Origin of the sequence: Bradyrhizobium sp. WU425 (assembly GCF_021052305.1) — a bacterium.
Classification (GTDB): domain Bacteria; phylum Pseudomonadota; class Alphaproteobacteria; order Rhizobiales; family Xanthobacteraceae; genus Bradyrhizobium; species Bradyrhizobium canariense_D.
Genome location: NZ_CP088089.1, coordinates 4,035,938 through 4,062,609 on the forward strand (window position 1 = coordinate 4,035,938; position 26,672 = coordinate 4,062,609).

20 protein-coding genes are annotated in these 26,672 nt (G+C 64.3%); 17 read left to right on the forward strand and 3 right to left on the reverse strand.

The features are described from left to right. Positions 1-16 precede the first annotated feature (16 nt). Entirely contained in the window at positions 17-655 is a 639-nt protein-coding gene (locus BcanWU425_RS19630) for an HD domain-containing protein (protein ID WP_204511328.1), read from the forward strand. 35 nt (positions 656-690) lie between these two features. Here BcanWU425_RS19630 and BcanWU425_RS19635 read toward each other — a convergent pair whose 3' ends face one another. Then, on the reverse strand, positions 691-1,947 hold the full coding sequence (locus BcanWU425_RS19635) for a hypothetical protein (RefSeq protein ID WP_204511327.1): 1,257 nt from the start codon (positions 1,945-1,947) through the stop codon (positions 691-693). 334 nt (positions 1,948-2,281) lie between these two features. Here BcanWU425_RS19635 and BcanWU425_RS19640 point away from each other — a divergent pair, with 334 nt between their 5' ends. Then, positions 2,282-5,431 carry a GAF domain-containing hybrid sensor histidine kinase/response regulator gene (locus BcanWU425_RS19640; protein WP_204511326.1) on the forward strand — a complete coding sequence of 1,050 codons (3,150 nt, stop codon included), beginning with the start codon at positions 2,282-2,284 and terminating at the stop codon, positions 5,429-5,431. A 78-nt stretch (positions 5,432-5,509) separates the two neighbouring features. Continuing rightward, positions 5,510-6,259, forward strand: a complete 750-nt coding sequence (gene map / locus BcanWU425_RS19645) for a type I methionyl aminopeptidase (RefSeq protein ID WP_204511325.1) — start codon at positions 5,510-5,512, stop codon at positions 6,257-6,259. 147 nt (positions 6,260-6,406) lie between these two features. Here map and BcanWU425_RS19650 read toward each other — a convergent pair whose 3' ends face one another. Both BcanWU425_RS19650 and BcanWU425_RS19655 read right to left on the reverse strand, forming a co-directional pair. Beyond that, positions 6,407-6,655, reverse strand: a complete 249-nt coding sequence (locus BcanWU425_RS19650) for a DUF3551 domain-containing protein (RefSeq protein ID WP_018455048.1) — start codon at positions 6,653-6,655, stop codon at positions 6,407-6,409. A gap of 1 nt (position 6,656) precedes the next feature. Further along, on the reverse strand, positions 6,657-6,977 hold the full coding sequence (locus BcanWU425_RS19655) for a DUF3551 domain-containing protein (protein WP_018455047.1): 321 nt from the start codon (positions 6,975-6,977) through the stop codon (positions 6,657-6,659). A gap of 252 nt (positions 6,978-7,229) precedes the next feature. On the opposite strand from BcanWU425_RS19655, the gene BcanWU425_RS19660 reads away from it, so the two are divergent. The 14 genes from BcanWU425_RS19660 to bamA all read left to right on the forward strand — a co-directional run bounded on the left by BcanWU425_RS19660 (position 7,230) and on the right by bamA (position 26,627). Beyond that, positions 7,230-7,949 (forward strand): outer membrane protein, encoded by a 720-nt coding sequence (locus BcanWU425_RS19660; protein ID WP_085394829.1) that lies wholly within the window; start codon positions 7,230-7,232, stop codon positions 7,947-7,949. Between the two features lie 455 nt (positions 7,950-8,404). Further along, a complete protein-coding gene (gene dnaE / locus BcanWU425_RS19665; RefSeq protein WP_204511323.1) occupies positions 8,405-11,902 on the forward strand; it encodes a DNA polymerase III subunit alpha in 3,498 nt (1,165 codons plus the stop codon). 114 nt (positions 11,903-12,016) lie between these two features. Then, positions 12,017-12,535, forward strand: a complete 519-nt coding sequence (locus tag BcanWU425_RS19670; protein ID WP_027518200.1) for a hypothetical protein — start codon at positions 12,017-12,019, stop codon at positions 12,533-12,535. Positions 12,536-12,647: 112 nt separating this feature from the next. Then, complete coding sequence (locus BcanWU425_RS19675; RefSeq protein WP_085353578.1) at positions 12,648-13,388, forward strand: carbonic anhydrase; 741 nt, start codon at positions 12,648-12,650, stop codon at positions 13,386-13,388. 191 nt (positions 13,389-13,579) lie between these two features. Then, on the forward strand, positions 13,580-16,081 hold the full coding sequence (locus BcanWU425_RS19680) for a caspase family protein (RefSeq protein ID WP_204511322.1): 2,502 nt from the start codon (positions 13,580-13,582) through the stop codon (positions 16,079-16,081). A gap of 219 nt (positions 16,082-16,300) precedes the next feature. After that, a complete protein-coding gene (locus tag BcanWU425_RS19685) occupies positions 16,301-17,290 on the forward strand; it encodes a 30S ribosomal protein S2 (protein WP_007603625.1) in 990 nt (329 codons plus the stop codon). Positions 17,291-17,421: 131 nt separating this feature from the next. Continuing rightward, entirely contained in the window at positions 17,422-18,345 is a 924-nt protein-coding gene (gene tsf / locus BcanWU425_RS19690; protein WP_018455041.1) for a translation elongation factor Ts, read from the forward strand. A 60-nt stretch (positions 18,346-18,405) separates the two neighbouring features. Continuing rightward, the gene (pyrH, locus tag BcanWU425_RS19695) at positions 18,406-19,122 is read left to right on the forward strand and encodes a UMP kinase (RefSeq protein ID WP_018455040.1); all 717 of its coding nucleotides are present in this window, start codon (positions 18,406-18,408) and stop codon (positions 19,120-19,122) included. 67 nt (positions 19,123-19,189) lie between these two features. Continuing rightward, positions 19,190-19,753 (forward strand): ribosome recycling factor, encoded by a 564-nt coding sequence (frr, locus tag BcanWU425_RS19700; protein ID WP_007603628.1) that lies wholly within the window; start codon positions 19,190-19,192, stop codon positions 19,751-19,753. 112 nt (positions 19,754-19,865) lie between these two features. After that, complete coding sequence (locus tag BcanWU425_RS19705) at positions 19,866-20,624, forward strand: isoprenyl transferase (protein ID WP_085353284.1); 759 nt, start codon at positions 19,866-19,868, stop codon at positions 20,622-20,624. Beyond that, entirely contained in the window at positions 20,621-21,463 is an 843-nt protein-coding gene (locus tag BcanWU425_RS19710) for a phosphatidate cytidylyltransferase (protein ID WP_204511321.1), read from the forward strand. The genes BcanWU425_RS19705 and BcanWU425_RS19710 overlap by 4 nt, the downstream gene beginning before the upstream one ends. Before the next feature lie 4 nt (positions 21,464-21,467). Beyond that, entirely contained in the window at positions 21,468-22,691 is a 1,224-nt protein-coding gene (gene dxr / locus BcanWU425_RS19715; RefSeq protein WP_204511320.1) for a 1-deoxy-D-xylulose-5-phosphate reductoisomerase, read from the forward strand. Between the two features lie 44 nt (positions 22,692-22,735). Beyond that, entirely contained in the window at positions 22,736-23,887 is a 1,152-nt protein-coding gene (rseP, locus tag BcanWU425_RS19720; protein ID WP_204511319.1) for an RIP metalloprotease RseP, read from the forward strand. Positions 23,888-24,074: 187 nt separating this feature from the next. Next, complete coding sequence (gene bamA / locus BcanWU425_RS19725; protein WP_231188448.1) at positions 24,075-26,627, forward strand: outer membrane protein assembly factor BamA; 2,553 nt, start codon at positions 24,075-24,077, stop codon at positions 26,625-26,627. Positions 26,628-26,672 lie beyond the last annotated feature (45 nt).

Sequence of the window (26,672 nt, forward strand, 5' to 3'; positions counted from 1 at the left end):
AAGGCAGGAGCTTGAAATGACCATCGCAATTTCCGGCGTGAAGATTCCCGACAGCAAGATCGCACGGGAGGCCGCCGAGCTGGTGCGCCAGTACGAAAACGACATGTTGTTCAACCACTCGGTCCGCGTCTTTGTGTTCGGCGCGATCAAGGGACATCGGCAAAATCTGGAATTCGATTCCGAGCTGCTCTACATCGCGGCGCTGTTCCATGATCTCGGGCTTGTCGACCATTACCATACACAGACCAAGCGATTTGAACTTGATGGCGCCGATGCCGCCCGCGAATTTCTGAGGGGGCACGGCATCGACGAGCCAAAAGCCGATCTGGTTTGGGAGGCGATCGCGTTACATACGACGCCCGGAATTCCACAATACATGCGGCCGGAAATCGCTCTCACGAATGCGGGTGTGTTGGTCGACGTCGTGGGGATTGGCTATGACGAGTACTCGCCAGAGCAGCGCGACCAGGTGACCACCGCATTTCCGCGCGGTGATTTCAAGAACGAATTCCTTCAGGTACAAACCTGCTCGGCCTTGAAGAAGCCGCAGACCACGTTCGGGACTGTCAATTTCGATTACATCGAAGATCACGACCCCACATTTCACAAGCCGAACGCATGCACGCGCATCCGCAACACTCCCTGGCGGAGCTGACCTTCGGCGCGATGTTCGAGTTTCGCCACGTTGACTCATGGCGACGGTGCGGCCGGGGGCGTTACGCTGGCGTTCGGCTGCTGAATGGCCGGCCACGGGCTCTTCGGAGCCGGCGTCGCCGCCGCGCATGACGCCGCAAGCTGCGGCCACACTGACGTCAGGCCCGTCAAGTCGATGTCGAATTTCGTGATGTCCGCCTTGTCGTCGGGTAACAGCGTGGTTTCGCGGACATGGAGGGAGCGGGACGCCAGTATCGCCTTGAGCATGTCCGGATCGATGCTGCCACGCCAGACTTCGTATTTTCCGGTCCGCAACGCAGACCCTCCGGCCGCGTTGTCCGGAGCGGCGTCCGCCGTCACCAGGATGGTGGTCTTGCCGACGACCGTCTCGTCGATCTCGCGCGCGAATGTCAACGGCACGCGCTTTCCGCTTTCGCAAGACAGACGCCATTCCATAGGCCGGAACGAAGCGCCATTCTCCTTCAGCATCGCGATCTTGCGGACGAAGGGGCGCGCTTCCTTTTCCAGTTTCCACGCCGTTTCGGCAAGCGAACGCGTGTCGATGCCGAAACGATAGAGCTCGGCGCGCGTCAGCAGGTGCAGGTTTTCGAACTTCACCGTCCGGATCAGATCGTCTAGCTCGCGGCTGATCCCCATCGCCGCGATGAACGCAGCGCGATCGCGATCGGCCCTGGCCATCCGGCGCTGCCTGTATTCCGCGACCGCCGCCGGAGGCGGATGCCCGTGAAAGGCAAGGACCAGCCTGGAATTATGGACCGCCAGCGCGGCGTCGGGGGCGACCTCGCGCGATGTCGCTCCGAGAAACAGGTAGCCGCAGGCCGAGTTGCACATCGCATGGTAAGTGGTGAGTTCGGCTTCCACCTCGCCGCCGGTATTTTTTATTTTCAGGCACGCGGCGTCCACCTGCGTGCCCGCGGCGCACGCCGTCGCGATGGTCCGGCCAACCCGAGCGATCGCCTTGCGGCTGCGCAACAACCGCCCGATGACATAGGACTGCTCCACGTTTCCGCCCGGTGAATAGAGGTAGATCGGACGCTGCGTGTCCTTGACGCCGGTGAGAAAGCGGCGAATGCGCGGCGCAGCGTCCTGGTCGATATCGCCCTCGATGGCGATCCAGCGGTCGCAGCCCGGTCCGCAGGCGTCTGGTGGTCCCTTGGCAAGATAGATCGTCAGCCTGGATGCAAATCCAGTCATCTCGGCCGGCGTCCCTTCGGCGTGCAAAGCGCCAGGAAGCATCAGCGAGGCCAGGACAAGCAGACTACGGGCGAGCATGAAACGACGGGACCACGCGCAGTGAAAAGCAGAGATCGATGTTACAGGATGATCCGCGCAGCCACAACTTGCGGTGGCGCATCCGCACGGGTCTGTCCGCGACGACTGGATTGGCAATCTGGCGGCGATGTGGGAACAGGCAGAACAGCATCTCCCAAGGGGACGGTGACGACAGGAACCTAAATGCCATCATGCGGTTATCGCGCAGACAATTTGCGCGACCCGGCTGCATCACTCAGAAAGTCAGGCGGGCTACCTGTGGTCGAAGCGAACAGCAGCGGGACGATCAAGCAGTAGCTCCTCGTGGAGCTAGGAACGTGGCAGGGGAAGACCAATGACGACAGCGACCGGGATCCGCTCGGCCGATCGCAATTCCGTCTTAGCCACACTCGGCGACTTCATCCGAGAGATCAGCAATCCCGACGATCTCGCCTATGCTGCGGCGGAACTGCTCGGCCGCAGCCTGAACGTCAGCCGGGCGGGCTATGGCACGGTCGACACCTCAGCCGAGACCATCACCATTGTCCGCGACTGGAACGCACCGGGCATCCTGAGCCTCGCAGGCGTGCTGCGCTTCCGCGACTATGGCAGCTACATCGAAGATCTCAAGCGGGGCGAGACCGTCATCTGTGCCGATGCTGAAAAAGACCCTCGCGTCGGCGATCGTGCCGAGGCTCTCGAGGCGATCTCTGCGCGTGCGCTCGTCAACATGCCGATCTCGGAGGCCGATGGGGTCGTGGCGCTGCTGTATTTGAACAATGCCGGGCCGCGCGAATGGAGCCCCGAAGAGCTGGAGCTCATTCGCGATGTTGCCGAGCGTACGCGCACGGCCGTTGAGCGTCGCCGTGCTGAGACGGCCGTGCGGGAGAACGAAGCCCGGCTGCTTTTCCTGGACGCACTCAACAAGGAGACGGCCAGGACCCGCGATGCCGACGGCGTGATGGCGGTGACGACCAGGATGCTTGGCGAGCATCTCGAGGTATCGAGCTGTGCCTATGCCGATATGGATCCCGACCAGGACGGCTTCACCATACGCGGGGATTGGGCGGCGCCGGGCGCGGTGCATATCCTTGGTCACTACAGCCTGGCTGACTTCGGGAAGAAGGCGGTGCGAGAGCTCGGCGCCGGCAGGCCCCTGATCATCAATGACAATTTGAAGGAGCTTGCGCCTGAGGAAGCCGCCACTTTCCAGAACATCGGGATCGGTTCGACGATTTGCATGCCCTTGGTCAAAGAAGGGCAACTCACCGCCTTGATGGCGATCCATCACCGGGGCCCGCACCAGTGGACGCCGCGCGAACTCGCCTTGCTCACCGAAGTGACCGAACGGTCGTGGGCCCACATCGAGCGCGTCCGATCGGAACAGGCGGCGCGGGAGGCCGCCGAACGACTGACGCTTGCAAACAAGGCGGCTGGTATCGGCACCTGGGACTACGACCCGGTCAACAACGTTCTTCGATGGGATAGCCGCTGCAAGGAGGTGTTCGGTTTATCGCCGGACGCCGAAGTCAGCTATGAAGGGTCGTTCCTGAAGGGCCTTCATCCCGAAGACAGGCAGCGCGCCCACGAGGCCGTCTCCGCGGCGCTGACGCCGCACGCGCCGGCAAACTACAACATGGAATACCGGACCATTGGCATCGAGGATGGGGTCGAACGCTGGATCGCCGCGACCGGTCAAGCCATCTTTGCCAACGGCCAAGCTGTTCGGTTCATCGGAACGGTTCTGGATATCACCGCGCAAAAGAAAACCGAGCGTCATCTCAGAATACTCAATGATACCGGGGCCTCGGTCTCTCGCGAACGCGACCTCGACAAGATCGTCCAGATCGTGACGGATGCCGGCGTCGGACTCACCGGTGCTCAATTCGGCGCCTTTTTCTACAACGTTCTGGCGCCGGATGGCGGCAGCTACATGCTGTATTCGCTGTCTGGTGCGCCGCGATCCGCGTTTGAAAACTTTCCGATGCCGCGTAACACAGCCGTCTTTGGCCCGACCTTCGAGGGCTCCGGCGTGGTGAGGTCCGACGATATCCTGCGGGACCCCCGCTATGGCAAGAACGCGCCGCGGAAAGGCATGCCCGAGGGCCATCTTCCGGTCCGATCCTACCTGGCGGTCCCTGTGATCTCGCGCACCGGCGAAGTTTTCGGCGGACTTTTCTTCGGTCACGCCGAGACGGGTAAATTCCAAGCCGAGCAGGAGTCCGCGTTGCTTGGTATTGCGGGCCATGCCGCCACCGCTATCGACAACGCCCAGCTCTTGACCCGGCTCGAGGCGCTCAACGCCGGATTGGAGCAACGTGTTGCCGACGAAATTGCCGAGCGCATGAAGGCCGAAGAGCAATTGCGGCAATCCCAGAAGATGGAAGCCGTCGGGCAGTTGACCGGCGGCATTGCCCACGACTTCAACAATATGCTGGCCGTGATTCTCGGCAGCCTGAATCTTGCCAAGCGGCGGCTCGGCAGGGGAGAGGTCAGCATAGACCGCTTCATCGAGGGCGCCATCGACGGTGCAAATCGCGCAGCCACGTTGACGCAGAGGCTGCTCGCGTTCTCGCGCCAACAGCCGCTCGCGCCTGAGGTCGTGGACATCAACAAGATGGTCGGCGGGATGAGCGAGTTGCTCGAGCGCTCGCTGGGCGAGCTGATCCGCCTCGAGACGGTGCTGGCGGCTGGCCTCTGGCGGGTCAAGGCAGACCCGGCCCAGCTGGAAAGCGCGATGATCAACCTCGCGGTCAATGCGCGCGATGCCATGCCGAAGGGCGGCAGGCTGACAGTAGAAACCAGCAACGTCTCGATAGACCGAAAATATGCTCGCGAGTATGCACTCGCACCCGGGCAGTACGTTCTCGTGGCCGTGACGGACAACGGCACGGGAATTCCGGCCGACGTGCTGGGCAAGGTGTTCGATCCGTTTTTCACGACCAAGGTCGTGGGCAGGGGCACCGGTCTCGGCCTCAGTCAGGTCTACGGTTTCGTGCGGCAGTCGGGCGGCCATGTCAAAATTTACTCGGAAGTCGATGTTGGCACGACCGTGAAGATCTACCTTCCACGCTTCGCCGGCGAGGAGGCGGGCTCAGCTCTGTCACAGGAAGAAATACCCGCCGGTGCAAGCCATCAGAACGAAACCATTCTCGTCGTGGAAGACGACGAGCGCGTCCGCAACATTTCGTCCGAAAGCTTGCGCGAACTTGGCTACAACGTCATGGAGGCAGCCAGCGCCAAAGAGGCGATCAGGACGATCGAAAATGGTTTCGTTCCAGATCTGCTGTTCACGGATGTCGTCATGCCCGACATGACCGGCGCCGAGCTGGCGGCCGAGCTGTCGAAACGATACCCGGCGCTGAAAGTGCTGTTCACCACCGGCTACACGCGCAATGCAATCGTTCACAATGGCGTGCTCGATGCCGGCAAGCATCTGCTTCCCAAGCCCTTCTCTATCGAAGACCTGGCTGCCAAAGTCCGCACCTTGCTCGACGAGATCTGAACGCGTTTTGGAAACGATCTCTTCCGTTTGCAAGCTGCCTTCACAAGGGCTATGTCCCGGCTTTCGGAAGAGCATGACATGACAATCTCGGATGACAACGACCTCGCGCGCCTGAAGGAGATCGGGCGCATTGTCGCCAATACCCTGGAGGCAATGGGAAAGGCGCTCGAGCCGGGCATGTCCACCTCCGAGCTCGACCAGATCGGGCGAACGCTGCTGGAGGCCGCCGGTGCACGTTCGGCTCCGGAGCTGGCCTACGACTTTCCGGGCGCAACCTGCATCAGCGTGAACGAGGAGATCGCTCATGGCATCCCCGGCGATCGGCGGATCGCGCGCGGGGACCTCGTGAACATCGACGTGTCAGCCGAGAAGAACGGCTTCTTTGCGGATACGGGAGCCTCATTCGCCGTTCCACCCGCAACCCGCGCGGTCGAACGTCTTTGCAGGGACGGCCGGCGGGCGATGTGGACGGGCCTGCAGCAGGTCGGAGCCGGCAAACCGATTGCCGGTATCGGTCAGGCCATCGGGACCTTTGCGCGGAAGAACGGTTACAGCCTGGTCAGGAACCTTGCCAGTCACGGCGTCGGCCTGTCGCTCCACCAGGAGCCGACGGAGATCGCAACGTGGCCCGACCGCTCCGAACGCCGCATCATGAGCGAAGGCCTCGTGTTCACCGTCGAGCCGTTCCTGTCCCTTGGCGCGGAATGGGCAGAGGATGGCGATGATCCATGGACGCTCTACAGCAGCCCCGAGGCGCCGACCGTTCAATACGAGCACACCGTGATCGCCACGCGAAGCGGACCGTTGATCGTTACGATGGCTGGTTAAGGAGGCTCCTCAAGCCACCGGATCTCGGGCAGCATCCGAACGGGTTCGATCATCCAGAGCCAGCGGCGGCGCCGGTCTCGCCGACCAGATTGCCGAGCGTGGCGTCGGAAGCTCAACGCAAGGCGGGCCGCATATCGAAGTCCCGATTTAATTGACGCGCCGCGAGTGGCGAGGGGGCTTCTTCTGCGCAAAATACGGGTTCGCCACGCACGTCGCTGACCGACCGAGGGCTAAAAATCTGCACTGCTCGAGAGAGGTGTAGCGGCAATCGAAATAGCCGACGGGACCGTAGATCTGCATGCAGACCGGATAGCTCGGATCGTAGGTCTGCGCGTGCGCAGGCGCGCCGGCGAGCAGCAGGCCGATCGCGAGGAGCGCGAAGCGAGCGCGACGCATCTCAGCGCGGCAAATAGTAACCGGGCGAATAACCCGGCACCTGCGCGCGCGGCCTGTTCTGATACGCGTAGGGATCGTCGCTCTGGCCTGCGAAATACGGGTTCGCGATGCAGGTGAGCGCGCGGCCCGACGAACTCGCCTGGCACTGCGCGTAAGTGTCGAACGTGCAATTGCTCAGCCCCGGCCATTCATCGCCGGTGAGGCAGAAGGCATGGTGGGTCCCGAACGCGCGCGCAGGCACGCTTGCGCTAAGCGTGAAACCAAATGTGGCGAGGGCGAGCGAAAATGTGGCGACAATGGGGAGAGCAATTCGTCTGCGCATTCGATTCTCCAATCACGCGAACGTGCGCGCGACGTTGTTACGCGCGCATGCTGCGTATGTCGTGTAGTCGACAATGGAACTCATGAAAACTCTTGTTTCAAAGGGTTTCCCGCGCGCGCTGGTAAATCTTCATTAATGAAGCGCGATCCTTTGGCGCGAACTGTGGCGTCGAGGTTACAGCAATTCTGTCGAGCGCTGCTATGACGACGCTACGGCCCGGGGGCCTAACGACGAAACTGGAACGGGAATCAAATGAACAAGAATCTGTTGCTTGCTGCTGTGAGCCTTGTCGCGCTCGGCGCGACCGCACCGGCGGTGGCTGCTGACCTCGCTGCGCGGCCTTACACCAAGGCGCCGGCGATGGTCGCCGCGATCTACGACTGGAGCGGCTTCTACATCGGCGTCAACGGCGGCGGCGGTTCCGCCCATTCGACTTGGGATCTCGTCGGCGGTGGCCGCGAGGGTTCGCACGATGCGACCGGCGGCACGGTCGGCGGCCAGATCGGCTACCGCATGCAGTCGGGCCAGTGGGTGTTCGGTATCGAAGGTCAGGGCAACTGGGCTGACTTCTCGGGCGACAACGTCAGCGCGCTGTTCGCGACGCGCAACCGCTCCAAGATCGACTCGTTCGGTCTGATCACCGGTCAGATCGGCTACGCCTGGAACAACGTCCTCCTTTACGCCAAGGGCGGTGCGGCTGTCGCCGGCAGCAAGTATGAAGTCTCGACCCTTGGCGGGGCGCTGCTGTCCTCGAACGATCAGACCCGTTGGGGTGGCACGATCGGTGCCGGCCTCGAGTACGGTTTCGCCCCGAACTGGTCGGTTGGCGTCGAGTACAACCACATCTTCCTGCAGGACAAGAACGTCACGTTCGCAGGCCTGGTTGGCACCGATCGCATCCGCCAGGACGTCGACATGGGCCTCGTTCGCTTGAACTACAAGTTCGGCGGCCCGAGCCTCGGCCGTTACTGAGTAAAAGACTGGTATCGATCGCTCGACTTCGAGCGGTTGGCGAAAGCCCCGGCCATCGGCCGGGGCTTTTTTGTTGCTTAAATTCAGCGGGTTAACCATTCTGTTTGGAGATGGTCGAGATGGCTTGACTCCTGAGAACGAAATGAGAACAATGTTCTTCATACGTTCTCACCATGGAGTAAGCCATGTTCAGGATTTTCGTTGAAGAGGCCGCCGCGTTGGCGTCGATCGCGCTGTTTGTCGGGATGATTGCGATCTGGGCCCAGGTGCTCCCGCAGCTCTAGGCGCGGGCCTAGGTTGGGGAAAAGCAGGACGACGCGGCCGATCGGCCGCTCCGGCGTGGACTCTGGCACCATGACGCCCCACCATTATGAGGCGAGTCGGCCGGGCGGGTGCAGGATGCCTCCGGTGCCGGTGACCGCTCCATCTCATCTGCAAGAGGCCGTCACGCGACCATGCCGAGCGCCGGATTTGTCCACCTTCACGTTCACTCGGCCTATTCGCTGCTCAAGGGCTCGATCAAGATCGCCAAGCTCGCCGAGCTAGCGAAGAAAGACCATCAGCCGGCGCTGGCGTTGACCGACACCGACAACATGTTCGGTGCGCTGGAGTTCTCCGACAAGATGGCGGGCTCCGGTATCCAGCCGATCGTGGGCTGCGAGATCGCGATCGAGTTCGGCGACCAGGATCCCAATGCGCGCAACGTGCTGCTGCCCTCGCGCGTGGTGCTGCTGGCCGCGCAGGAGCGCGGCTATCGCAGCCTGATGCGGCTGAACTCGCGCGCGTTCCTGGAGACGCCCGACACTCATGCTCCACACATCAAGTTCGACTGGCTCGAAGGCGAGACCGAAGGTCTGATCGCGCTGACGGGCGGTCCGGACGGACCGATCTCGCTGGCGCTTGCCGGCGGTTATACCGAGCTCGCGGCGGCGCGCTGCGAGCGTCTGGCCAGCCTGTTCGGAGACCGTCTCTACATCGAATTGCAGCGCCACAACATCGAGAAGGAGCGGCGGGTCGAAAGCAGCCTGATTGACATCGCCTACACCAAGGGCCTGCCGCTGGTTGCGACCAACGAGCCGTATTTCGCCACGACCGACGATTATGAAGCCCATGACGCGCTGCTCTGCATCGCCGGCGGGCGGCTGATCGCGGAGACCGAGCGCGAGCAGCTCACGCCCGATCACCGCTTCAAGACCCGCGCCGAGATGGCGGTGCTGTTCGCCGACATTCCGGAGGCGCTGGCCTCGACGGTGGAGATCGCCGAGCGCTGCTCGTTCCGGCCGATGACGCGCAAGCCGATCCTGCCGTTCTTCACGGTCGGCGCTGCCGCAAGCTCCGATGCCGCCGCAGTCGAGGCGGCCGAATTGAAGCGGCAGGCGGAGGAGGGGCTCGCCAACCGCCTGCGCGTGCACGGCCTCTCGCAAGGCACGACGGAAGAAGATTACAACGCGCGGCTTGCGTTCGAGCTCGACGTCATCATGCGCATGAAATACGCGGGCTACTTTCTGATCGTCTCCGACTTCATCAAATGGGCAAAGGGCCAGGGCATCCCGGTCGGGCCGGGCCGCGGCTCCGGCGCAGGCTCGCTGGTGGCGTGGGCGCTGACCATCACCGACCTCGACCCGATCAAGTTCGGCCTGCTGTTCGAGCGCTTCCTCAATCCGGAACGCGTCTCGATGCCGGACTTCGACATCGACTTCTGCCAGGATCGCCGCGGCGAGGTGATCAGGTACGTCCAGGAGCGCTACGGTCGCGACCAGGTCGCGCAGATCATCACCTTCGGGACGCTGCAGGCGCGCGGCGTGCTGCGCGACGTCGGCCGCGTGCTGCAGATGCCCTATGGCCAGGTCGACAAGCTCACAAAACTCGTGCCGCAGAATCCGGCCGCGCCGGTGACGCTGGCCGCCGCGATCGAGAGCGAGCCAAAACTCCAGGCGTTCCGCGACGAGGATCCGGTGGTGGCGCGCGCCTTCGACATCGCGCAGCGCCTCGAAGGCCTGACCCGTCACGCCTCGACGCATGCGGCCGGCATCGTGATCGGCGATCGGCCGCTGAGCGAACTCGTGCCGATGTATCGCGATCCCAAATCCGACATGCCGGTGACCCAGTTCAACATGAAATGGGTCGAGCCCGCGGGCCTCGTGAAGTTCGACTTCCTCGGCCTGAAAACGCTGACCGTACTCGACGTCGCGTGCAAACTGCTCAAGCCGCGCAACATCCACGTCGATCTCGCGACGCTGCCGATCGACGATGCCGAAAGCTACCAGATGCTGGCGCGCGGCGAGGTGGTCGGCGTGTTCCAGGTTGAAAGCCAGGGCATGCGGCGCGCGCTGGTCGACATGCGCCCCGACCGTTTCGAGGACATCATCGCGCTGGTCGCGCTCTATCGACCGGGTCCGATGGCGAACATCCCGACCTATTGCGCGCGCAAGCACGGCGACGAGGAGCCGGAATATCTCCACCCCGTGCTGGAGCCGATTCTCAAGGAGACCTTCGGCGTCATCATCTACCAGGAACAGGTGATGCAGATCGCGCAGGTGATGTCGGGCTATTCGCTTGGCGACGCCGACCTGCTGCGCCGCGCCATGGGCAAGAAGATCCGCGCCGAGATGGAGAAGCAGCGCGAGATCTTCGTCGCAGGCGCAGTGAAGAACGGCGTGCCGAAGGGGCAGGCCGATACCATCTTCGAGCTGCTGGCGAAATTCGCCGACTACGGCTTCAACAAGAGCCACGCGGCGGCCTATGCGCTGGTGTCCTACCACACCGCCTACATGAAGGCGCATTACCCGGTGGAGTTCATCGCCGCGTCGATGACGCTTGATCTCAACAATACCGACAAGCTGTCCGAATTCCGCGCCGAGGCGCAGCGCCTCGGCATCAAGGTCGAGCCGCCCAATGTCAACCGTTCCGGCGCGACTTTCGAGGTCGGCGACAAGACCATCTACTACGCGCTCGCGGCGCTGAAGGGCGTCGGTATTGCGGCCGTCGAGCAGATCATCGCGGAGCGGACCAAAAACGGCTTGTTCACCTCGCTCGCCGACTTTGCCGCGCGGGTGTCGCCGCGCGCGATCAACAAGCGCATCATCGAAAGCCTCGCCGCCGCGGGCGCCTTCGACACGCTGGAGCCGAACAGGGCGCGGGTCTTCGCCGGCGCCGACTCGATTCTCGCCGCGTGCCAGCGGGCGAACGAAGCTGCAACCATCGGCCAGAACGACATGTTCGGCAGCTCGGCCGACGCGCCGACCATCATGCTGCCGCAGATCGAGCCCTGGTTGCCGGCCGAGCGGCTGCGCCGCGAATATGACGCGATCGGCTTCTTCCTGTCGGGACATCCGCTCGACGATTACGCCACCGTGCTGAAGCGGCTGCGCGTGCAGTCCTGGGCCGAGTTCTCCCGCGCGGTGAAGACCGGCGCCACCGCCGGCAAGGTCGCGGCCACCGTGGTGTCGCGCATGGAGCGGCGGACCAAGACCGGCAACAAGATGGGCATCATGGGGCTCTCTGATCCCACGGGTCACTTTGAGGCGGTGCTGTTCTCCGAAGGCCTCGCGCAATATCGCGACGTCCTGGAACCGGGCGCCGCGGTGCTGCTCCAGCTCGGCGCCGAGCTCCAGGGCGAGGACGTCCGCGCGCGCGTGCTGCACGCCGAGCCGCTGGACGAGGCCGCGGCCAAGACGCAGAAGGGCCTGCGCATCTTCGTGCGCGACACCAAGCCGCTGGAATCGATCGCCAAGCGTCTCGCCGGCCCCGACATGGCGAACGGCGCCGCGCCGAAGGTCGGCAGTCCGGGCATCGCGCCCCGCTCCAACGGCGACGGCGAGGTCTCGCTGGTCATGATGCTCGACCTCGAAACCGAGGTCGAGATGAAGCTGCCCGGCCGCTTCAAGGTCTCGCCGCAGATCGCCGGCGCCATCAAGGCGGTCGCCGGTGTGGTGGACGTGCAGCAGCTCTAGCAACGCGCACGGTGTTGCAGGCGGCTGTATGTCTTGCGCGGGACATGCGGCGGCCCTGTTGCAACCTTTCGCTGTTTTCGGTTAGCATGCACTCGGGGAAAATTTGGGGGCGTGATGCTATTGCGTGGGCTGGTATTGCTCGTGGCTGCGGCACTGCTGTGCGGCTGTGAGACGGCGAGGAGCGGGCTTGGATATTCGGAGACGGTACGAAAGCTGGGTCCGCCGAAAGCCGGGCAGGCCCGCGTCGTCGTGTTTCGCGAGAAGGGCTTCGGCGGCATCGGCGATCCGGACTGGGAATTTTCCCTCGACGGTACGCCGATCAAGGGTCTGAAGACCGGGACATATGTCTATGTCGATCGCCCGGCAGGCCAGCACCAGTTCGTAGCAGAGGAGGCGGCGCTCGGCGTCACGCGCGTGGACTTTTCGGCTCAGTCCGGCCAGACCGTGTTCTTCGTAGCGCGCTTCAGTCAGCGCAAGAGCGCCATGATCGCGAATGCGAGCACGGGGGTGCTGGGCTGGGGTCTCACGCTTGCGATGACGTCCGGCTATAAAAATCAGGGACCGCTGGATTTCCTGCCCTTGGATGAACCGGCCGCCAGGACGACGATCGCAGAGCTTCGGTTGGCAGAATAGCCTCCGCGCGAAATTCGAGCTCCGCCCGCACCGTCATTTGTGGTGTCGTCACAGCGTTGCGGCTATGATCGCCGTGAGGCCGTTCGTCCATCGCGCCGGGAGGGAACGTGACATGTGCGACAAGTGCAATGAATCCCCACATGAGAGGATCGCGCCGTCGCGACGATCCGCGATGTTGTTGGGTGCCTCGGCGCTCGGCCTCGCCCTGACCGGCAGAGCCTTCGCCAAAGAGACCAAGGCGCCGCCCAAGCCGCAGAACGTGCTGTCGCCCGACGCATCATTGAAGCGCCTGACGGAAGGCAATGCCCGCTATGTCGACGGCGTGTCGCGGCGGCACGATTTCAAGCACGAGCGCGAGGCGTTGGTCGGCGGACAGAATCCGTTCGCGGCCGTACTGAGCTGTGCCGATTCGCGCATCGCGCCGGAATATGCCTTCGACACTGGCCGCGGCGATCTGTTCGTTTGCCGCGTCGCCGGAAATTTTGCCGGCACCGAAACCATCGCCAGCATGGAATACGCGGTGGCCGTGCTGAATGCGCCGCTGATCCTCGTGCTCGGCCATGACGCTTGCGGCGCGGTCGATGCGACGCTGAAGGCGATCAAGGACAACAAGCCGCCGCCGGGCCATATTCCATCGCTGGTCGATGCGATCACGCCTGCAGCGAAGGCTGCGATGCAGCAGGGTGGGGACGTCCTCGACAAGGCGATCCGGCAGAACGTCATCGACAACGTCGCGAAGCTGAAGTCGGCAGCGCCGATCCTCAATGCGGCCGTGGAGCAGGGCAAGCTGAAGGTCGTCGGCGGCATCTATCGGCTCACGACGGGAACGGTCGACCTGATCGCGCAGGTCTGACGAGACGAACCGGCTCGCGCCGGTTCGTTGTCGCGAGGCTGACGCAGGCGCCCTGGCGTTGGTGCCGGGCGCCATGCCGCCGCCTCAATCCAAGCCTTCGTTATTTGGAAGCCTTTCGTTCAAGTGTCATTCAGCTCGCCACGCGTCTGATGCGTGGCGGCATCTCAACAACAAAAACGGGCAAGCAAGTCATGCGTGGGACGCTCCGAGCCTTCATTTGCCTTCTCCTGCCAATCGCGGTCCTTGCCGCGGGCGCGCCGGATCCGGCGCGTGCACAGCAGCAGGAAAAGCGTATGGCGCTCGTGGTCGGCAACGGCGCCTATGCCAAGTCGCCGCTGGCGACGACGGCAAACGATGCCGGCCTGATCGCGCAGACGCTGCAGGCGGCGGGCTTCGACGTCGTCGGCGCCCGCGATCTCGACGGCGACACGCTGCGCAAGAGCTTTCGCGATTTCATCCAGAAGGCGCAGGCCTCCGGACCGGGCACCGTCGCGATGGTCTACCTCGCCGGCTATGGCGTGCAACTTGCCGGTGAGAACTACTTCATCCCGGTCGATTCCAACATCACCCGCGACACCGACATTCCGACCGAAGGCCTGCGCATCGGCGACTATCTCCGCCAGCTCGCCTCCGTTCCGCTCAAGGCCAACATCGTCGTGCTCGACGCTGCGCGGGCGCAGCCCTTCGTGGAGGGCGGCCAGCAGATCGCGAGCGGACTTGCGCTGGTCGAGCCCGACGCCAACATGCTGGTCGCGTTCAACGCCGCGCCCGGCACGGTGGCGCCCGAGGAGCCTGGACCTTACGGCATCTATGCGCAGTCGCTGGCGGAGATGATCCGCACCGGCGGCCTACCGCTGCCTGAGGTGTTCGACCGCGTTCGCCTGCGCGTCAACGAGGCCAGCAAGGGCGCGCAAGTGCCCTGGAACGAGCAGAAGATATCGGCGCAATTCTCGTTCTTCGAGCGCGGACCTGACGCGCCGCCGCCTGAGGCCGCACCCGACCAAGTCGCCGCGATGCGCAACAAGCCGATCCGCGATCTCGGCGTGCAGGATGCCTATGCCGCCGCGCTCACGCGCGACACGCTGCCGGCCTACGAAGAGTTTCTCTCCGCCTATCCCGGCGACCCGCTGTCGAAGCGCGTGATGGTGATCGTCGCGGCGCGCCGCGAGGCCATCACCTGGCGGCGGACCTATCGGACCGACACGCCGGAGGCCTATTGGTCGTATCTGCGTCGCTATCCGCGCGGTCCGCATGCGGCGGATGCGCGCCGGCGCTTGGCGATTCTCACCGCGCCGGCCGAGCCGCCGCCGAGCTTCGCGATGATCGACTACGACGTGCCGCCACCGCCGCCGGAGGAGGTGGTCTATGTCGAGCGTCCCGTGCTGTATTTCAGCGATCCGGATTTTGGCTTTGCGCCGCCACCGCCGCCGCCGGTCTATTATCTGCCACCGCCGCCGCCGGATTTCGTCGTGCTGTCGCCGCCGATGCCGGTGGTCGGCCTGTTCGTGCTGCCGCAGCCGATGTTCGTGCCAATTCCTGTGTTCGTCAGGCCGCCGGTCTATGTCGCACCGCCCCCGAACAACATCATCTATCAGAACATCCATAACAGGACGGTCATCAACACGGTGATCAACCAGCCGCCGGCACCGCCGGCGGGTGCGGGTGCCGGAGCGGGCAATCTCGCGCCAGCCATTGCCGGGCGCACCAATCCGGCTGGTCCCGCCATGCCGCAGGCGGTCGTGCAGCGCGCCGCCCTGATTCAGCAGGGCAAGGCGCCGATGCCGCCGAGCGCGACGATGCAGCCGACGGCGAGGCCAGGAATGCCTCCGGCCAGGCCGGCCAATGCCGCACCGACCGGTACGCCACCTACGACTCCACCTGCCAGTCCGCTTGCCACGCCACCGGCCAAGCTGCCCCAAGCCAACACCCTGCCGGTTCCCGGCACCCATGGCGGTCCACCTGTACCGCCAGCGGGAGCCGGGCCACTGCCGGGCGGCAGACCCGGGCTGCCCACGGCCACTGCTCCCGGCACACCGCCGCCGACCCATCCGGGAGGGCCTGCGGGAGCGCCGACGACTGCTGCTCCCGGCACCACGCCGCCGGGTCATCCCGGTGCGCCGACCGCCGCCGCGCCGGCGACTGCGCCCACGGCGACAAACCCGGCCGCTGTGCCCGGCCAACCGCCGAAGCCGCCGGTGGCCCAGGCCCCGCCCGGGACCGGGACCGGGCCTGGGGACCATGGCAAGTCCGCGACCCGCGAGCCGGCTGGTTCGCCGCCTGCTGCCCGCACGCCTCCTGGCGCAGTTGGACGACCGGTCACGCCGCCGCCCTCGGCGGCGCGGGAGCCGATCAGGCCGCAGCATCAGCCGACCGCAGCTCCCGCCCAGGCTGCCCGGCCGTCGGCGCCACCACCGCGGTCTCAGGCCGTGGCGCGGCCGGCGCCTCCGCCTCCGCCGCGTGTTGCGCCGCCGCCACCGCCACGGGCGGCTCCACCCGTGGCGGTTGCTCGACCGGCGCCGCCGCCAATGGCGCGGCCCGCGCCGCCGCCGCCGGTCGCCCGGCCGGCGCCACCTCCGCCGCCCCGGATGGCCGTCGCGCCACCGCCGCCGCCGCGCCCGGCAGCACCTCCACCGCGTCCTCCGGCTCCGCCGCCGGCGGCAAAGAAGTGCCCGCCGAACCAGCCCAGATGCTAGGCAGGGGCTAGGCCGGAGCGATCTTTACGGAAGGGGGCCTCTTGCGGGCGAAAGCCGCCCCGAAAGGCCCTTATTTCCTTGCTTCTGGCCGAAATCGCGCTATACACCGCGCCATCTCACACGGAAGCATGGCTCACAAGGCCGTCCGGTGGCAGCCGGGGCGACAACGCTCTGTCCTGCTCACACGCTTCCGGAGGAACCAACCGGAGAATTAGAACGATGGCACTACCCGATTTCACTATGCGTCAGCTCCTCGAAGCCGGCGTGCACTTTGGTCACCAGTCTCACCGCTGGAATCCGAAAATGGCGCCGTTCATTTTCGGCGCCCGCAACAACATCCACATCGTCGACCTCGCGCAGACCGTGCCGTTGCTGCACAACGCCTTGCAGGCGGTCAGCGACACCGTCGCCAAGGGCGGCCGCATCCTGTTCGTCGGCACCAAGCGCCAGGCGCAGGACGGCGTTGCCGACGCGGCCAAGCGCTGCGCTCAGTACTTCGTCAATTCGCGCTGGCTCGGCGGCACGCTGACCAACTGGAAGACGATCTCGGGCTCGATCAAGCGCCTGCGTCATCTCGACGACGTGCTCGCCGGCGGCGATGCCTCCTCCTACACCAAGAAGGAGCGCCTGACCCTTCAGCGCGAGCGCGACAAGCTCGACCGCTCGCTCGGCGGCATCAAGGACATGGGCGGTCTGCCCGACCTGATCTTCGTGATCGACACCAACAAGGAAGACATCGCGATCCAGGAAGCCCAGCGGCTCAACATTCCGGTCGCGGCGATCGTCGACACCAATTCGGATCCGAAGGGCATCACTTATGTGGTGCCGGGAAATGACGACGCCGGCCGCGCGATTGCGCTCTATTGCGATCTGATCGCGCGCGCAGCGATTGACGGCATTTCACGCGCGCAGGGCGATTCCGGAATCGACGTCGGTGCTTCGGTTCGGCCGGTCGCAGAAGAGCTGCCCGCCACGAGCGGCTTCCAAGGCCTTGCCGGCCCGCGCGGGACGTCCGACGACCTCAAGAAGCTCCCGGGCGTGTCGGGCGCGATCGAGAAGAAGTTCAACGATCTCGGCATCTTCCACTTCTGGCAGCTGGCTGAGCTCGATCACGATACCGCGCACAAGATCGGCGAAGAAGTCGGCCTGCCGAGCCGCGCGGACGCCTGGGTGGCCAAGGCCAAGGCGCTGACCGCGGAAGCGGAATAGTCAAAAAGAGCGATGGGTTGGCCGGACAAGCTCCGGCCACCATTTCAGTTGACGCGAATTCCTGAGATGGACCGCGGCGAGGCGATCTGGCCGCGCCGCGGCAAACCGGCAGGCAAAAAGGATTTTGAACGATGGCAACGATCACAGCTGCGATGGTCAAGGACCTGCGCGAGTCGACCGGCGCAGGCATGATGGACTGCAAGGCCGCGCTGACCGAAAACGACGGCAACATGGAAGCGGCGCAGGATTGGCTGCGCAAGAAGGGCCTGTCGAAGGCCGCCAAGAAGTCGGGCCGCGTCGCCGCCGAGGGTCTGATCGGCGCGCTCACCAAGGGCAACAAGGGCGTCGTGGTCGAAGTCAATTCCGAGACTGACTTCGTCGCGCGCAACGGCCAGTTCCAGGGCCTCGTCAAGATGATCGCCCAGGTCGCATTCAACACCGGCGCCGATGTCGACAAGATCAAGGCCGCCAAGGTCGGCGACGTCACGATCGAAACTGCGATCAATGACGCAATCGCCACCATCGGCGAGAACATGACGCTGCGCCGCGCAGCTTCGCTCGAGGTCAGCCAGGGCGTGGTGTCGAGCTACGTCCATGGCGCGGTGGTCGAGGGCGCCGGCAAGATGGGCGTGATCGTGGCACTGGAATCCCCCGGCAAGGCCGACGAGCTCGCAACGCTTGGCCGCCAGATCGCGATGCATGTCGCGGCCGCCAACCCGCTGGCGCTGGATCCGTCCGGTCTCGATCCGGCGGTCGTCAAGCGCGAGAAGGACGTGCTCGCCGACAAATATCGCCAGCAGGGCAAGCCCGAGAACGTGATCGAGAAGATCGTCGAGTCCGGCCTGAAGACCTATTACAAGGAAGTTTGCCTGCTCGAGCAGGCCTTCATCCACGACACCGGGAAGTCGGTGGCGCAGGCGGTGAAGGAAGCCGAAGGCAAGGTCGGCGGCGCGGTGAAAATCGCGGGCTTTGTGCGCTATGCTCTCGGTGAGGGAATCGAGAAGCAGGAAAGCGACTTCGCGGCCGAGGTCGCGGCGGCCAGCGGCAAGAAGTAAGCGCCGGAACGTTCCTTCCGGCGTGCCGCCGGAAGCGGCGCCCGGACAAGGAAAGTGCTCATGACTGATCCGGTCTATCGTCGCGTCGTGATCAAGCTGTCCGGCGAATATCTCGCGGGACCGCAGGGTTTTGGCATCGATCAACCGACCATCGACCGGGTCGCCGACGATCTGATCGCCGCTCGCCACCTCGGCACCGAAGTCGCCGTCGTCATCGGCGGGGGCAATCTCTTTCGCGGCGTCGAGGTCTCCTCGCGCGGCGTGTCGCGCCCGACCGGTGATACCATGGGCATGCTCGCGACGATGATGAACTGCCTCGCGCTCGAGGCCACGATCGAGCGCAAGGGCACGCCTGCGCGCACGCTGTCGGCCTTCGTCATGCCCGAGATTTCCGAGCTGTTCACCCGCACCGCGGCACATAAATACCTCGCCGAGGGCCGGATCGTGCTGCTCGGCGGCGGAACCGGTAATCCGTTCTTCACCACGGACACGACCGCGGTGCTGCGCGCAGCCGAGATCGGCGCCCAGGCGGTTCTGAAGGCGACCAATGTCGACGGTGTCTACTCGGCCGACCCGAAGAAAGACCCGACGGCGACGCGATTCGACCGTCTGACGCATTCGCAGGCGATCGAGGGCGGCTACAAGGTGATGGATGCGACCGCCTTCGCGCTTGCCCGCGAGACGTCGCTGCCTATCATCGTGTTCTCGATCGCGGAGCCGGGCTCGATCGGTGCTGTACTGCGTGGCGGCGGCCACGGAACCATTGTCGCCGGCTGACGGCTTGTCGTTGCACCCTCAGAGAAGGGGTGCGGAGAGGTCGCCGGGATTTTGAAGGAGAAACGTGATGGCCACGGACAATTTCGATCTCAACGAAGTCAAGCGCCGCATGCAGGGCGCGATCCAGTCGCTCAAGCACGAGCTTGGCGGCCTGCGCACCGGTCGCGCCTCCGCCTCGATGCTCGATCCGGTGCAGGTCGACGCCTATGGCAGCCACATGCCGCTGAACCAGCTCGCCACCGTCAGCGTGCCGGAGCCGCGCCTGATTTCGGTGCAGGTCTGGGACAAGTCGATGGTCAAGGCGGTGGAGAAGGCGATCGTCGATTCCAATCTCGGCCTGTCGCCGGCGACTGAAGGCCAGGTTCTGCGCCTGCGCATCCCCGAACTCAATGAGGAGCGTCGCAAGGAGCTCGTCAAGGTCGCGCACAAATACGCGGAAGCCGCCAAGGTCGCTGCGCGCCACGTCCGCCGCGACGGTCTCGACGTTCTCAAGAAGCTCGAGAAGAATCACGAGATGTCCGAGGACGATCAGAAGCGCCACGCCGACGAGGTGCAGAAGGCGACCGACGGCACGATCTCCGAGATCGACCAGTTGCTGGCCGCCAAGGAAAAAGAAATCCTCACCGTCTAAAGCACGATGGATCGCGCTCTAGGTTATTGTTCGCGCATGATTTACGGAAAACCGCTTCGCACTTTGCGCTAACGCGGCCCTTCGGGTCCGGATCATGCTTTAAGGCAGCCTCATGTCCAACGCCGCCGCGCCCGCAACGGAAGGACCAGAACGGTCCGATGCGCCTGCGCATGTCGCCATCATCATGGATGGCAACGGACGTTGGGCGGCCGCGCGCGGCTTGCCACGGGCGGAGGGCCATCGCCGCGGCGTGGAGGCCCTGCGTCGCGTGGTTCGGGCGTCGCATGAACTTGGCATCCGCTATCTCACCATCTTCTCCTTCAGCTCGGAAAACTGGTCGCGTCCGGCGAGCGAGATCGGCGATCTGTTCGGCCTGTTGCGCCGCTTCATCCGCAACGATCTGGCGAGCTTGCATCGCGACGGCGTCAAGGTACGCATCATCGGCGAGCGGGATGGGCTGGAGGGCGACATCTGCGCACTTCTCAATGAGGCGGAGGAACTGACGCGCGATAACACGCGCCTCACGCTCGTCGTCGCATTCAATTACGGCTCCCGGCAGGAGATCGCGAAGGCGGCGCAGAAGCTCGCGCGCGAAGTCGCCGAGGGCCGGCGCAATCCTGACACGATCGATGCCGAGACACTGGGGGCGCATCTCGACGCGCCCGACATTCCCGATCCCGATCTCATCATCCGCACCAGTGGCGAGCAGCGCCTGTCCAACTTCCTGATGTGGCAGGCCGCCTATAGCGAGCTTGTCTTCGTGCCGATTCACTGGCCCGATTTCGACAAGGCGGCGCTGGAAGGCGCAATCGCCGAATTCGCCAGGCGCGAGCGCCGTTTCGGCGGCCTGGTCGCGAAAACCGCCTCGTGAGCGAGCCCAACTCCGCACCGGCCGGCTCTCAGCCTGCCCCGAGCAATCTCGTGATGCGAATCCTCGCGGCGCTGGTGCTGGCGCCGCTCGCCATTGCGCTCGCTTATGCCGGCGGCTGGCTGTGGGCGCTTCTCGTCACCCTGGTGTCGATCGGACTGTTCGCGGAATGGCTGATGGTGGTTGGCGCAGGCTCGACCGCGCTGACCGGGGCGGGGACGATCGTCATCGCCACGATGGGCTTGTGCGTTGCCTTCGGCGCGCTGAAGACCGCAATCATCACCGGCCTGATTGGCGGGGCGGTCGTGACGGTGATCGCGCGGGGCAAGTTCGTCTGGGCGGCCTCCGGATTTGCCTATGCGTCGGCGGCGCTACTCGCCTCGATCCTGCTGCGGAAGGATCCCCTGAACGGCTTCGCCGCGCTGATGTTCGTGCTGCTCGTGGTGTGGGCGACCGATATCGGCGGCTATTTCGCCGGCCGCGGCATCGGCGGACCGAAGCTGTGGCCGCGCGTGAGCCCGAAGAAGACCTGGTCAGGGGCGCTCGGCGGCTTTGCCGCGAGCCTTTTGGTCGCGGTCGCCTTTGCCGCTTGCGGGGTTGGAAAGATAGTTCCATTGCTGTTCGTCAGCGCGGTCCTCTCAATCGTGTCGGCCTGCGGCGATCTGTTCGAATCCGCGGTCAAGCGGCGCTTCGATGTCAAGGATTCCAGTCACTTAATTCCGGGCCATGGCGGGCTATTGGACCGTCTGGACGGTTTTGTCGCCGCCATCCTGGTGGCATGGATTATCGGCTTCCTCCGCCATGGTGTGCATAGCGCCGGAAGCGGTCTTATGGTTTGGTGAAGATATGAGCGCGGTTCCATTGCGTAACAACAAGGCTGCGGCATCGAGCGTCCGCAGCGTCACGGTTCTCGGCGCCACCGGCTCGATCGGCGACAGCACGATGGATCTGCTGCGCGCCTCTCCCGAGCGCTACCGTGTCGAGGCGCTAACGGCGAACAGCAATGTCGAGGCGCTGGCAAAGCTCGCGAAGGAGTTTTCCGCGCGCTTCGTTGCGATCGCCGACACCTCCAAGTTTGCCGAACTCAAGGCTGCGCTCGCGGGCACCGGCACCGAATGCGGCGCCGGTGAAAGCGCGGTGATCGAGGCCGGCGCGCGTCCGGCCGATTGGGTGATGGCCGCCGTGAGTGGCGCGGCCGGGCTGAAGCCGGCACTGGCGGCGGTCGATCGCGGCGCGCATGTCGCGCTCGCCAACAAGGAATGTCTCGTCTGCGCTGGTGATTTCTTCATGCAGCGCGCGGCGAAAGCGGGCGCCTGTATCCTGCCTGCGGATTCCGAGCACAATGCGCTGTTCCAGGCGCTCGCCTCGGGCAATCGCGACGAGCTCGTCCGTGTCATCATCACGGCCTCCGGCGGCCCCTTCCGCACCTGGAAGCCTGCCGACATCGAGCAGGCGACACTCGCGCAAGCCCTGAAGCATCCGAACTGGAGCATGGGCCAGAAGATCACGATCGATTCCGCCTCGATGATGAACAAGGGGCTCGAGGTGATCGAGGCCTCCTATCTGTTCGCGCTCTCGCCCGACGAGATCGACGTCCTCGTTCATCCGCAGTCGATCATCCACGGCATGGTTGAGTTCTCCGATCGCTCGGTCGTGGCCCAGCTCGGCTCACCCGACATGCGCACGCCGATCGCGCATTGCCTCGGCTGGCCCGACCGTATCAAGGGTCCGGCCGCCAAGCTCGATCTGGCCAAGATCGGCCAGTTGACCTTCGAGGCGCCAGATTTCGAGCGCTTCCCCGGGCTGCGCCTGGCCTTCGATTCTCTCCGGACCGGGAAGGGGGCGACCACGGTCTACAACGCCGCCAACGAGGTCGCGGTCGCCGCCTTCATCGCCGGCAAGATCCGGTTCGGGGCGATTGCCAGGCTGGTGGAGGAGACGCTGGATGACTGGATCCGCAGCGGGAACCAGGCGCCGCTGACGTCAGCGGACGATGCAATCGCTGTTGACCATGTTGCGCGAAATAGGGCTGCCGCCCTATTGCCTCAAATTGCCTTAAAGGCATCCTAGATGGTTCGGGGCCAGCGCCTTGCGGCACTGGATGAGGGAATTCGATGATCGACTTTTTCGTCCATAGTTTCAATACGTTGAGCCATGGGCTCCTCGGCTACGCGGTTCCCTTCCTGTTCGTCCTGACCATCGTCGTGTTCTTCCATGAGCTCGGCCATTTCCTGGTCGCGCGCTGGGCGGGCGTTCGCGTGTTAACTTTTTCGCTCGGTTTCGGACCTGAGCTGGTCGGCTTCAACGACCGCCATGGCACGCGCTGGAAGGTCTCGGCGATCCCGCTCGGCGGCTACGTCAAGTTCTTCGGCGACGAGAGCGAGGCTTCGACGCCGTCGTCCGAGAAGCTTGCGGCCATGACGGCCGAGGAGCGCGCCGGCAGCTTCCATCACAAGAAGGTCGGCCCGCGCGCCGCCATCGTTGCCGCCGGACCGATCGCCAATTTCATCCTGGGCGCGCTGATCTTCGCCGGCATGGCGCTGTATTACGGCAAGCCGAGCACGATTGCGCGCGTCGACGGTGTCGTCGCCGATGGCGCTGCGGCGGCAGCCGGCTTCAAGATCGGCGACGTCGTCGTCCAGATCGACGGCAAGCCGATCGAAAGCTTTGCCGACATGCAGCGCAGGGTTGCGATGAATGCTGGTTCGCCGCTTGTCTTCCAGGTCAAGCGCGACGGCGCCATCGTGTCGCTGACCGCGACGCCGGCGCTGCTCGAGCGCAAGGATCCCTTCGGCAACAGCCACCGTCTCGGCGTGCTCGGCGTCGAACACAAGTCTCAGGCCGGGGAGGCCTCGACGTCGCCGGTCGGCGTCGGCGAAGCGCTCAAGATCGGGGTGGAGCAGGTCTGGTTCATCATCACCAGCACCTTCAAGTTCCTGGGCTCGTTGTTCGTCGGGAACGGCAATCCGAACGAGGTCAGCGGCGTGCTCGGCATTGCCAAGATGTCAGGGCAGGCGGCCAGCGCCGGGTTCCAGTTCGTGATCAACCTCTGCGCGGTGCTGTCGGTGTCGATCGGCCTGCTGAATCTGTTCCCGATCCCACTGCTCGATGGCGGTCACCTTATGTTCTATGCGGCGGAGGTCGCCCGTGGTCGGCCCCTGTCCGAGCGGACCCAGGAGATGGGGTTCCGAATCGGGCTTGGCTTGGTGCTGATGTTGATGGTGTTTGCGACCTATAACGACATCCTGCGAATGGCCGCATCCTGATAGGGGCTTTTTTGTGGCGTTGCCCGGGCGTTGCTCTTGGGCAACGTCTTGGAATGAAAATGAAATTACGGCGCGCTCGACCGTTTGCGGCGTCGGTGAAATTGTCTACAAGCGGCTTGAACTTGGGGAATCTCCAGACCGGCGTTGGGGTTGGGTCTGGTACGGAATGATAAGGGCGCGTTGCGCAATGAAGTTTGGACTGCGACTCCGGGGGGGCTTGCTCGCAACCCTGATCATGTTCGGCGCGCCGGGTGTCCCGGTTGGGGCTGCCTTTGTGTCTTCGTCTGCGCTTGCTCAGACCGTGCAGTCGATTTCCGTCGAAGGAAATCGCCGGGTCGAGGTGGAGACGATCCGCTCCTACTTCAAGCCGGGTCCCGGCGGTCGCCTGGATCAGGGTGCCATCGACGACGGCCTCAAGGCGTTGATCGAGACCGGCCTGTTCCAGGACGTCAGGATCAACCGCGGGGCCGGTGGCCAGATCGTCGTCTCCGTGGTGGAAAACCCGGTGATCGGCCGCATTGCCTTCGAGGGCAACAAGAAGATCAAGGACGAGCAGCTCACCGGTGAAGTCCAGTCCAAGGCGCGCGGCACCTTCTCCCGCGCCATGGTGCAGTCCGACACCCTGCGAATCGCAGAAATCTATCGCCGCTCCGGCCGTTACGACGTTCGCGTCACGCCTGAAATCATCGAGCAGCCGAACAACCGCGTCGATCTCGTCTTCACGGTCGAGGAGGGCGCCAAGACCGGCGTCAAGTCGATCGAGTTCGTCGGCAACAACGCGTACTCGTCGTACCGCCTGCGCGACGTCATCAAGACGCACGAATCGAACCTGCTGAGCTTCCTCGCCAGCAGCGACATCTACGATCCCGATCGGGTCGAGGCCGACCGCGACCTGATCCGCCGCTTCTATCTCAAGAACGGTTTCGCCGACGTCCAGGTCGTCGCCGCGCTCACCGAATACGATCCGGAAAAGAAGGGCTTCAACGTTACCTTCAAGATCGAGGAGGGCTCGCAATACCGGGTCGGCTCGATCGACTTCCGCTCCAGCATTCCGAACTTCGATCCCACCTCGATGCGCAACTATTCGCGCGTCAATGTCGGCTCGCTCTACAACGTCGAGTCGGTCGAGAAGTCGGTCGAGGAGATGCAGATCGAGGCCTCGCGTCGCGGTTACGCCTTCGCCGTGGTCCGTCCCGGCGGCGACCGCAATTTCGAGGCGCACACCGTGTCGGTCGTGTTCAACATCGACGAGGGTCCGCGCACCTATATCGAGCGCATCAACCTTCGCGGCAACACCCGCACGCGCGACTACGTGATTCGTCGCGAGTTCGACGTCTCCGAGGGCGATGCCTACAACCGCGCGCTGGTCGACCGTGCCGAGCGCCGCTTGAAGAACCTCGACTATTTCAAGAGCGTGAAGATCACGACGGAGCCCGGCTCGTCGAGCGACCGCGTGATCCTGCTCGTGGACATGGAAGAGAAATCGACCGGCGACTTCTCGGTCTCGGGTGGTTATTCCACCACCGACGGCGCGCTGGCCGAAGTCTCGGTTTCCGAACGCAATTTGCTCGGCCGCGGCCTGTTCGCCAAGGCGGCGGTGACCTACGGCCAGTATGCCCGCGGCTACTCGCTGTCGTTCGTCGAACCCTATCTGCTCGACTACCGGGTCGCGCTGGGTCTCGACCTCTATCAGCGTGAGCAGAGGTCCAACAGCTACATCTCCTACGGCACCAAGACGCTCGGCTTCTCGCCGCGCCTCGGTTTCTCCCTGCGTGAAGATCTGTCGCTGCAGGTGCGCTACTCGATCTACCGGCAGGAAATCACGCTGCCGTCGTACCTCGCGAACTGTAACAACAACCAGTTCCTTGCCGACGGTGTCACTCCGAATCCGGCATTCAATCCAAGCCCGGCTTTCTCCGCGGCGAGTGGTATTCCTCTGGCTCCCTCGACCAACGGCCTCGGCTGCTACAGCGACGGCGAGGCCTCGCTGCCGGTCCGCAAGGAGCTTGCCAACGGCAAGACCCTGACCTCGGCGCTCGGCTACACGCTGACCTACAACACGCTCGACAACAACAAGAACCCCACCGACGGTCTGCTGGTCGATTTCCGGCAGGACTTCGCCGGCGTCGGCGGCGACGTCTCCTATCTGAAGACTGTGGTTGACGCGAAGTACTACACTCCGCTGGTCTCCGATATCGTCGGTCTCGTTCGCCTCCAGGGCGGCATGCTGAACAAGATGGGCAGCGATCTGCGCATGCTCGATCATTTCCAGATGGGCCCGAACCTCGTCCGCGGCTTTGCCCCGAACGGCATCGGACCGCGCGATTTGAACCCCTTCGGTACGCAGGACGCGCTTGGCGGCACCAAGTATTGGGGTGCTTCGCTCGAATTGCAGATGCCGTTCTGGTTCCTGCCGAAGGAAGTGGGTCTGAAGGGCGCCGTCTACGCCGACGCCGGCGGACTGTTCGACTATCAGGGACCGACGACGTGGTCGGTGACCAACGAACTGACCACGACCAAGAATTCGAGCTGCACGCCGTCGACCGTCAATCCCGCTTCGGCTGGAACCTGCACCGGCCTGGTGTATGACAATGGCAATGCGGTCCGGTCGTCGGTCGGCGTCGGCTTGATCTGGGCCTCGCCGTTCGGTCCGCTGCGCTTCGACTACGCCGTGCCGCTGACCAAGGGCAAGAACGACCGTACGCAGGAGTTCCGGTTCGGCGGCGGCACCTCGTTCTAATTCGAACAGCACGGCACGATCCGGACCACCGGAGCCGGTTTCCGA

What these genes read in the sequence shown, in the direction of transcription:
- BcanWU425_RS19675 (WP_085353578.1), top strand. Translation starts at nt 12,648, where the DNA reads ATGTGCGACAAGTGCAATGAATCCCCACATGAGAGGATCGCGCCGTCG.
- rseP (WP_204511319.1), top strand. Translation starts at nt 22,736, where the DNA reads ATGATCGACTTTTTCGTCCATAGTTTCAATACGTTGAGCCATGGGCTC.
- dnaE (WP_204511323.1), top strand. Translation starts at nt 8,405, where the DNA reads ATGCCGAGCGCCGGATTTGTCCACCTTCACGTTCACTCGGCCTATTCG.
- tsf (WP_018455041.1), top strand. Translation starts at nt 17,422, where the DNA reads ATGGCAACGATCACAGCTGCGATGGTCAAGGACCTGCGCGAGTCGACC.
- BcanWU425_RS19705 (WP_085353284.1), top strand. Translation starts at nt 19,866, where the DNA reads ATGTCCAACGCCGCCGCGCCCGCAACGGAAGGACCAGAACGGTCCGAT.
- dxr (WP_204511320.1), top strand. Translation starts at nt 21,468, where the DNA reads ATGAGCGCGGTTCCATTGCGTAACAACAAGGCTGCGGCATCGAGCGTC.
- BcanWU425_RS19685 (WP_007603625.1), top strand. Translation starts at nt 16,301, where the DNA reads ATGGCACTACCCGATTTCACTATGCGTCAGCTCCTCGAAGCCGGCGTG.
- BcanWU425_RS19630 (WP_204511328.1), top strand. Translation starts at nt 17, where the DNA reads ATGACCATCGCAATTTCCGGCGTGAAGATTCCCGACAGCAAGATCGCA.
- BcanWU425_RS19670 (WP_027518200.1), top strand. Translation starts at nt 12,017, where the DNA reads ATGCTATTGCGTGGGCTGGTATTGCTCGTGGCTGCGGCACTGCTGTGC.
- BcanWU425_RS19660 (WP_085394829.1), top strand. Translation starts at nt 7,230, where the DNA reads ATGAACAAGAATCTGTTGCTTGCTGCTGTGAGCCTTGTCGCGCTCGGC.
- BcanWU425_RS19655 (WP_018455047.1), bottom strand. Translation starts at nt 6,977, where the DNA reads ATGCGCAGACGAATTGCTCTCCCCATTGTCGCCACATTTTCGCTCGCC.
- frr (WP_007603628.1), top strand. Translation starts at nt 19,190, where the DNA reads ATGGCCACGGACAATTTCGATCTCAACGAAGTCAAGCGCCGCATGCAG.
- BcanWU425_RS19640 (WP_204511326.1), top strand. Translation starts at nt 2,282, where the DNA reads ATGACGACAGCGACCGGGATCCGCTCGGCCGATCGCAATTCCGTCTTA.
- bamA (WP_231188448.1), top strand. Translation starts at nt 24,075, where the DNA reads ATGAAGTTTGGACTGCGACTCCGGGGGGGCTTGCTCGCAACCCTGATC.
- map (WP_204511325.1), top strand. Translation starts at nt 5,510, where the DNA reads ATGACAATCTCGGATGACAACGACCTCGCGCGCCTGAAGGAGATCGGG.
- BcanWU425_RS19680 (WP_204511322.1), top strand. Translation starts at nt 13,580, where the DNA reads ATGCGTGGGACGCTCCGAGCCTTCATTTGCCTTCTCCTGCCAATCGCG.
- pyrH (WP_018455040.1), top strand. Translation starts at nt 18,406, where the DNA reads ATGACTGATCCGGTCTATCGTCGCGTCGTGATCAAGCTGTCCGGCGAA.
- BcanWU425_RS19635 (WP_204511327.1), bottom strand. Translation starts at nt 1,947, where the DNA reads ATGCTCGCCCGTAGTCTGCTTGTCCTGGCCTCGCTGATGCTTCCTGGC.
- BcanWU425_RS19650 (WP_018455048.1), bottom strand. Translation starts at nt 6,655, where the DNA reads ATGCGTCGCGCTCGCTTCGCGCTCCTCGCGATCGGCCTGCTGCTCGCC.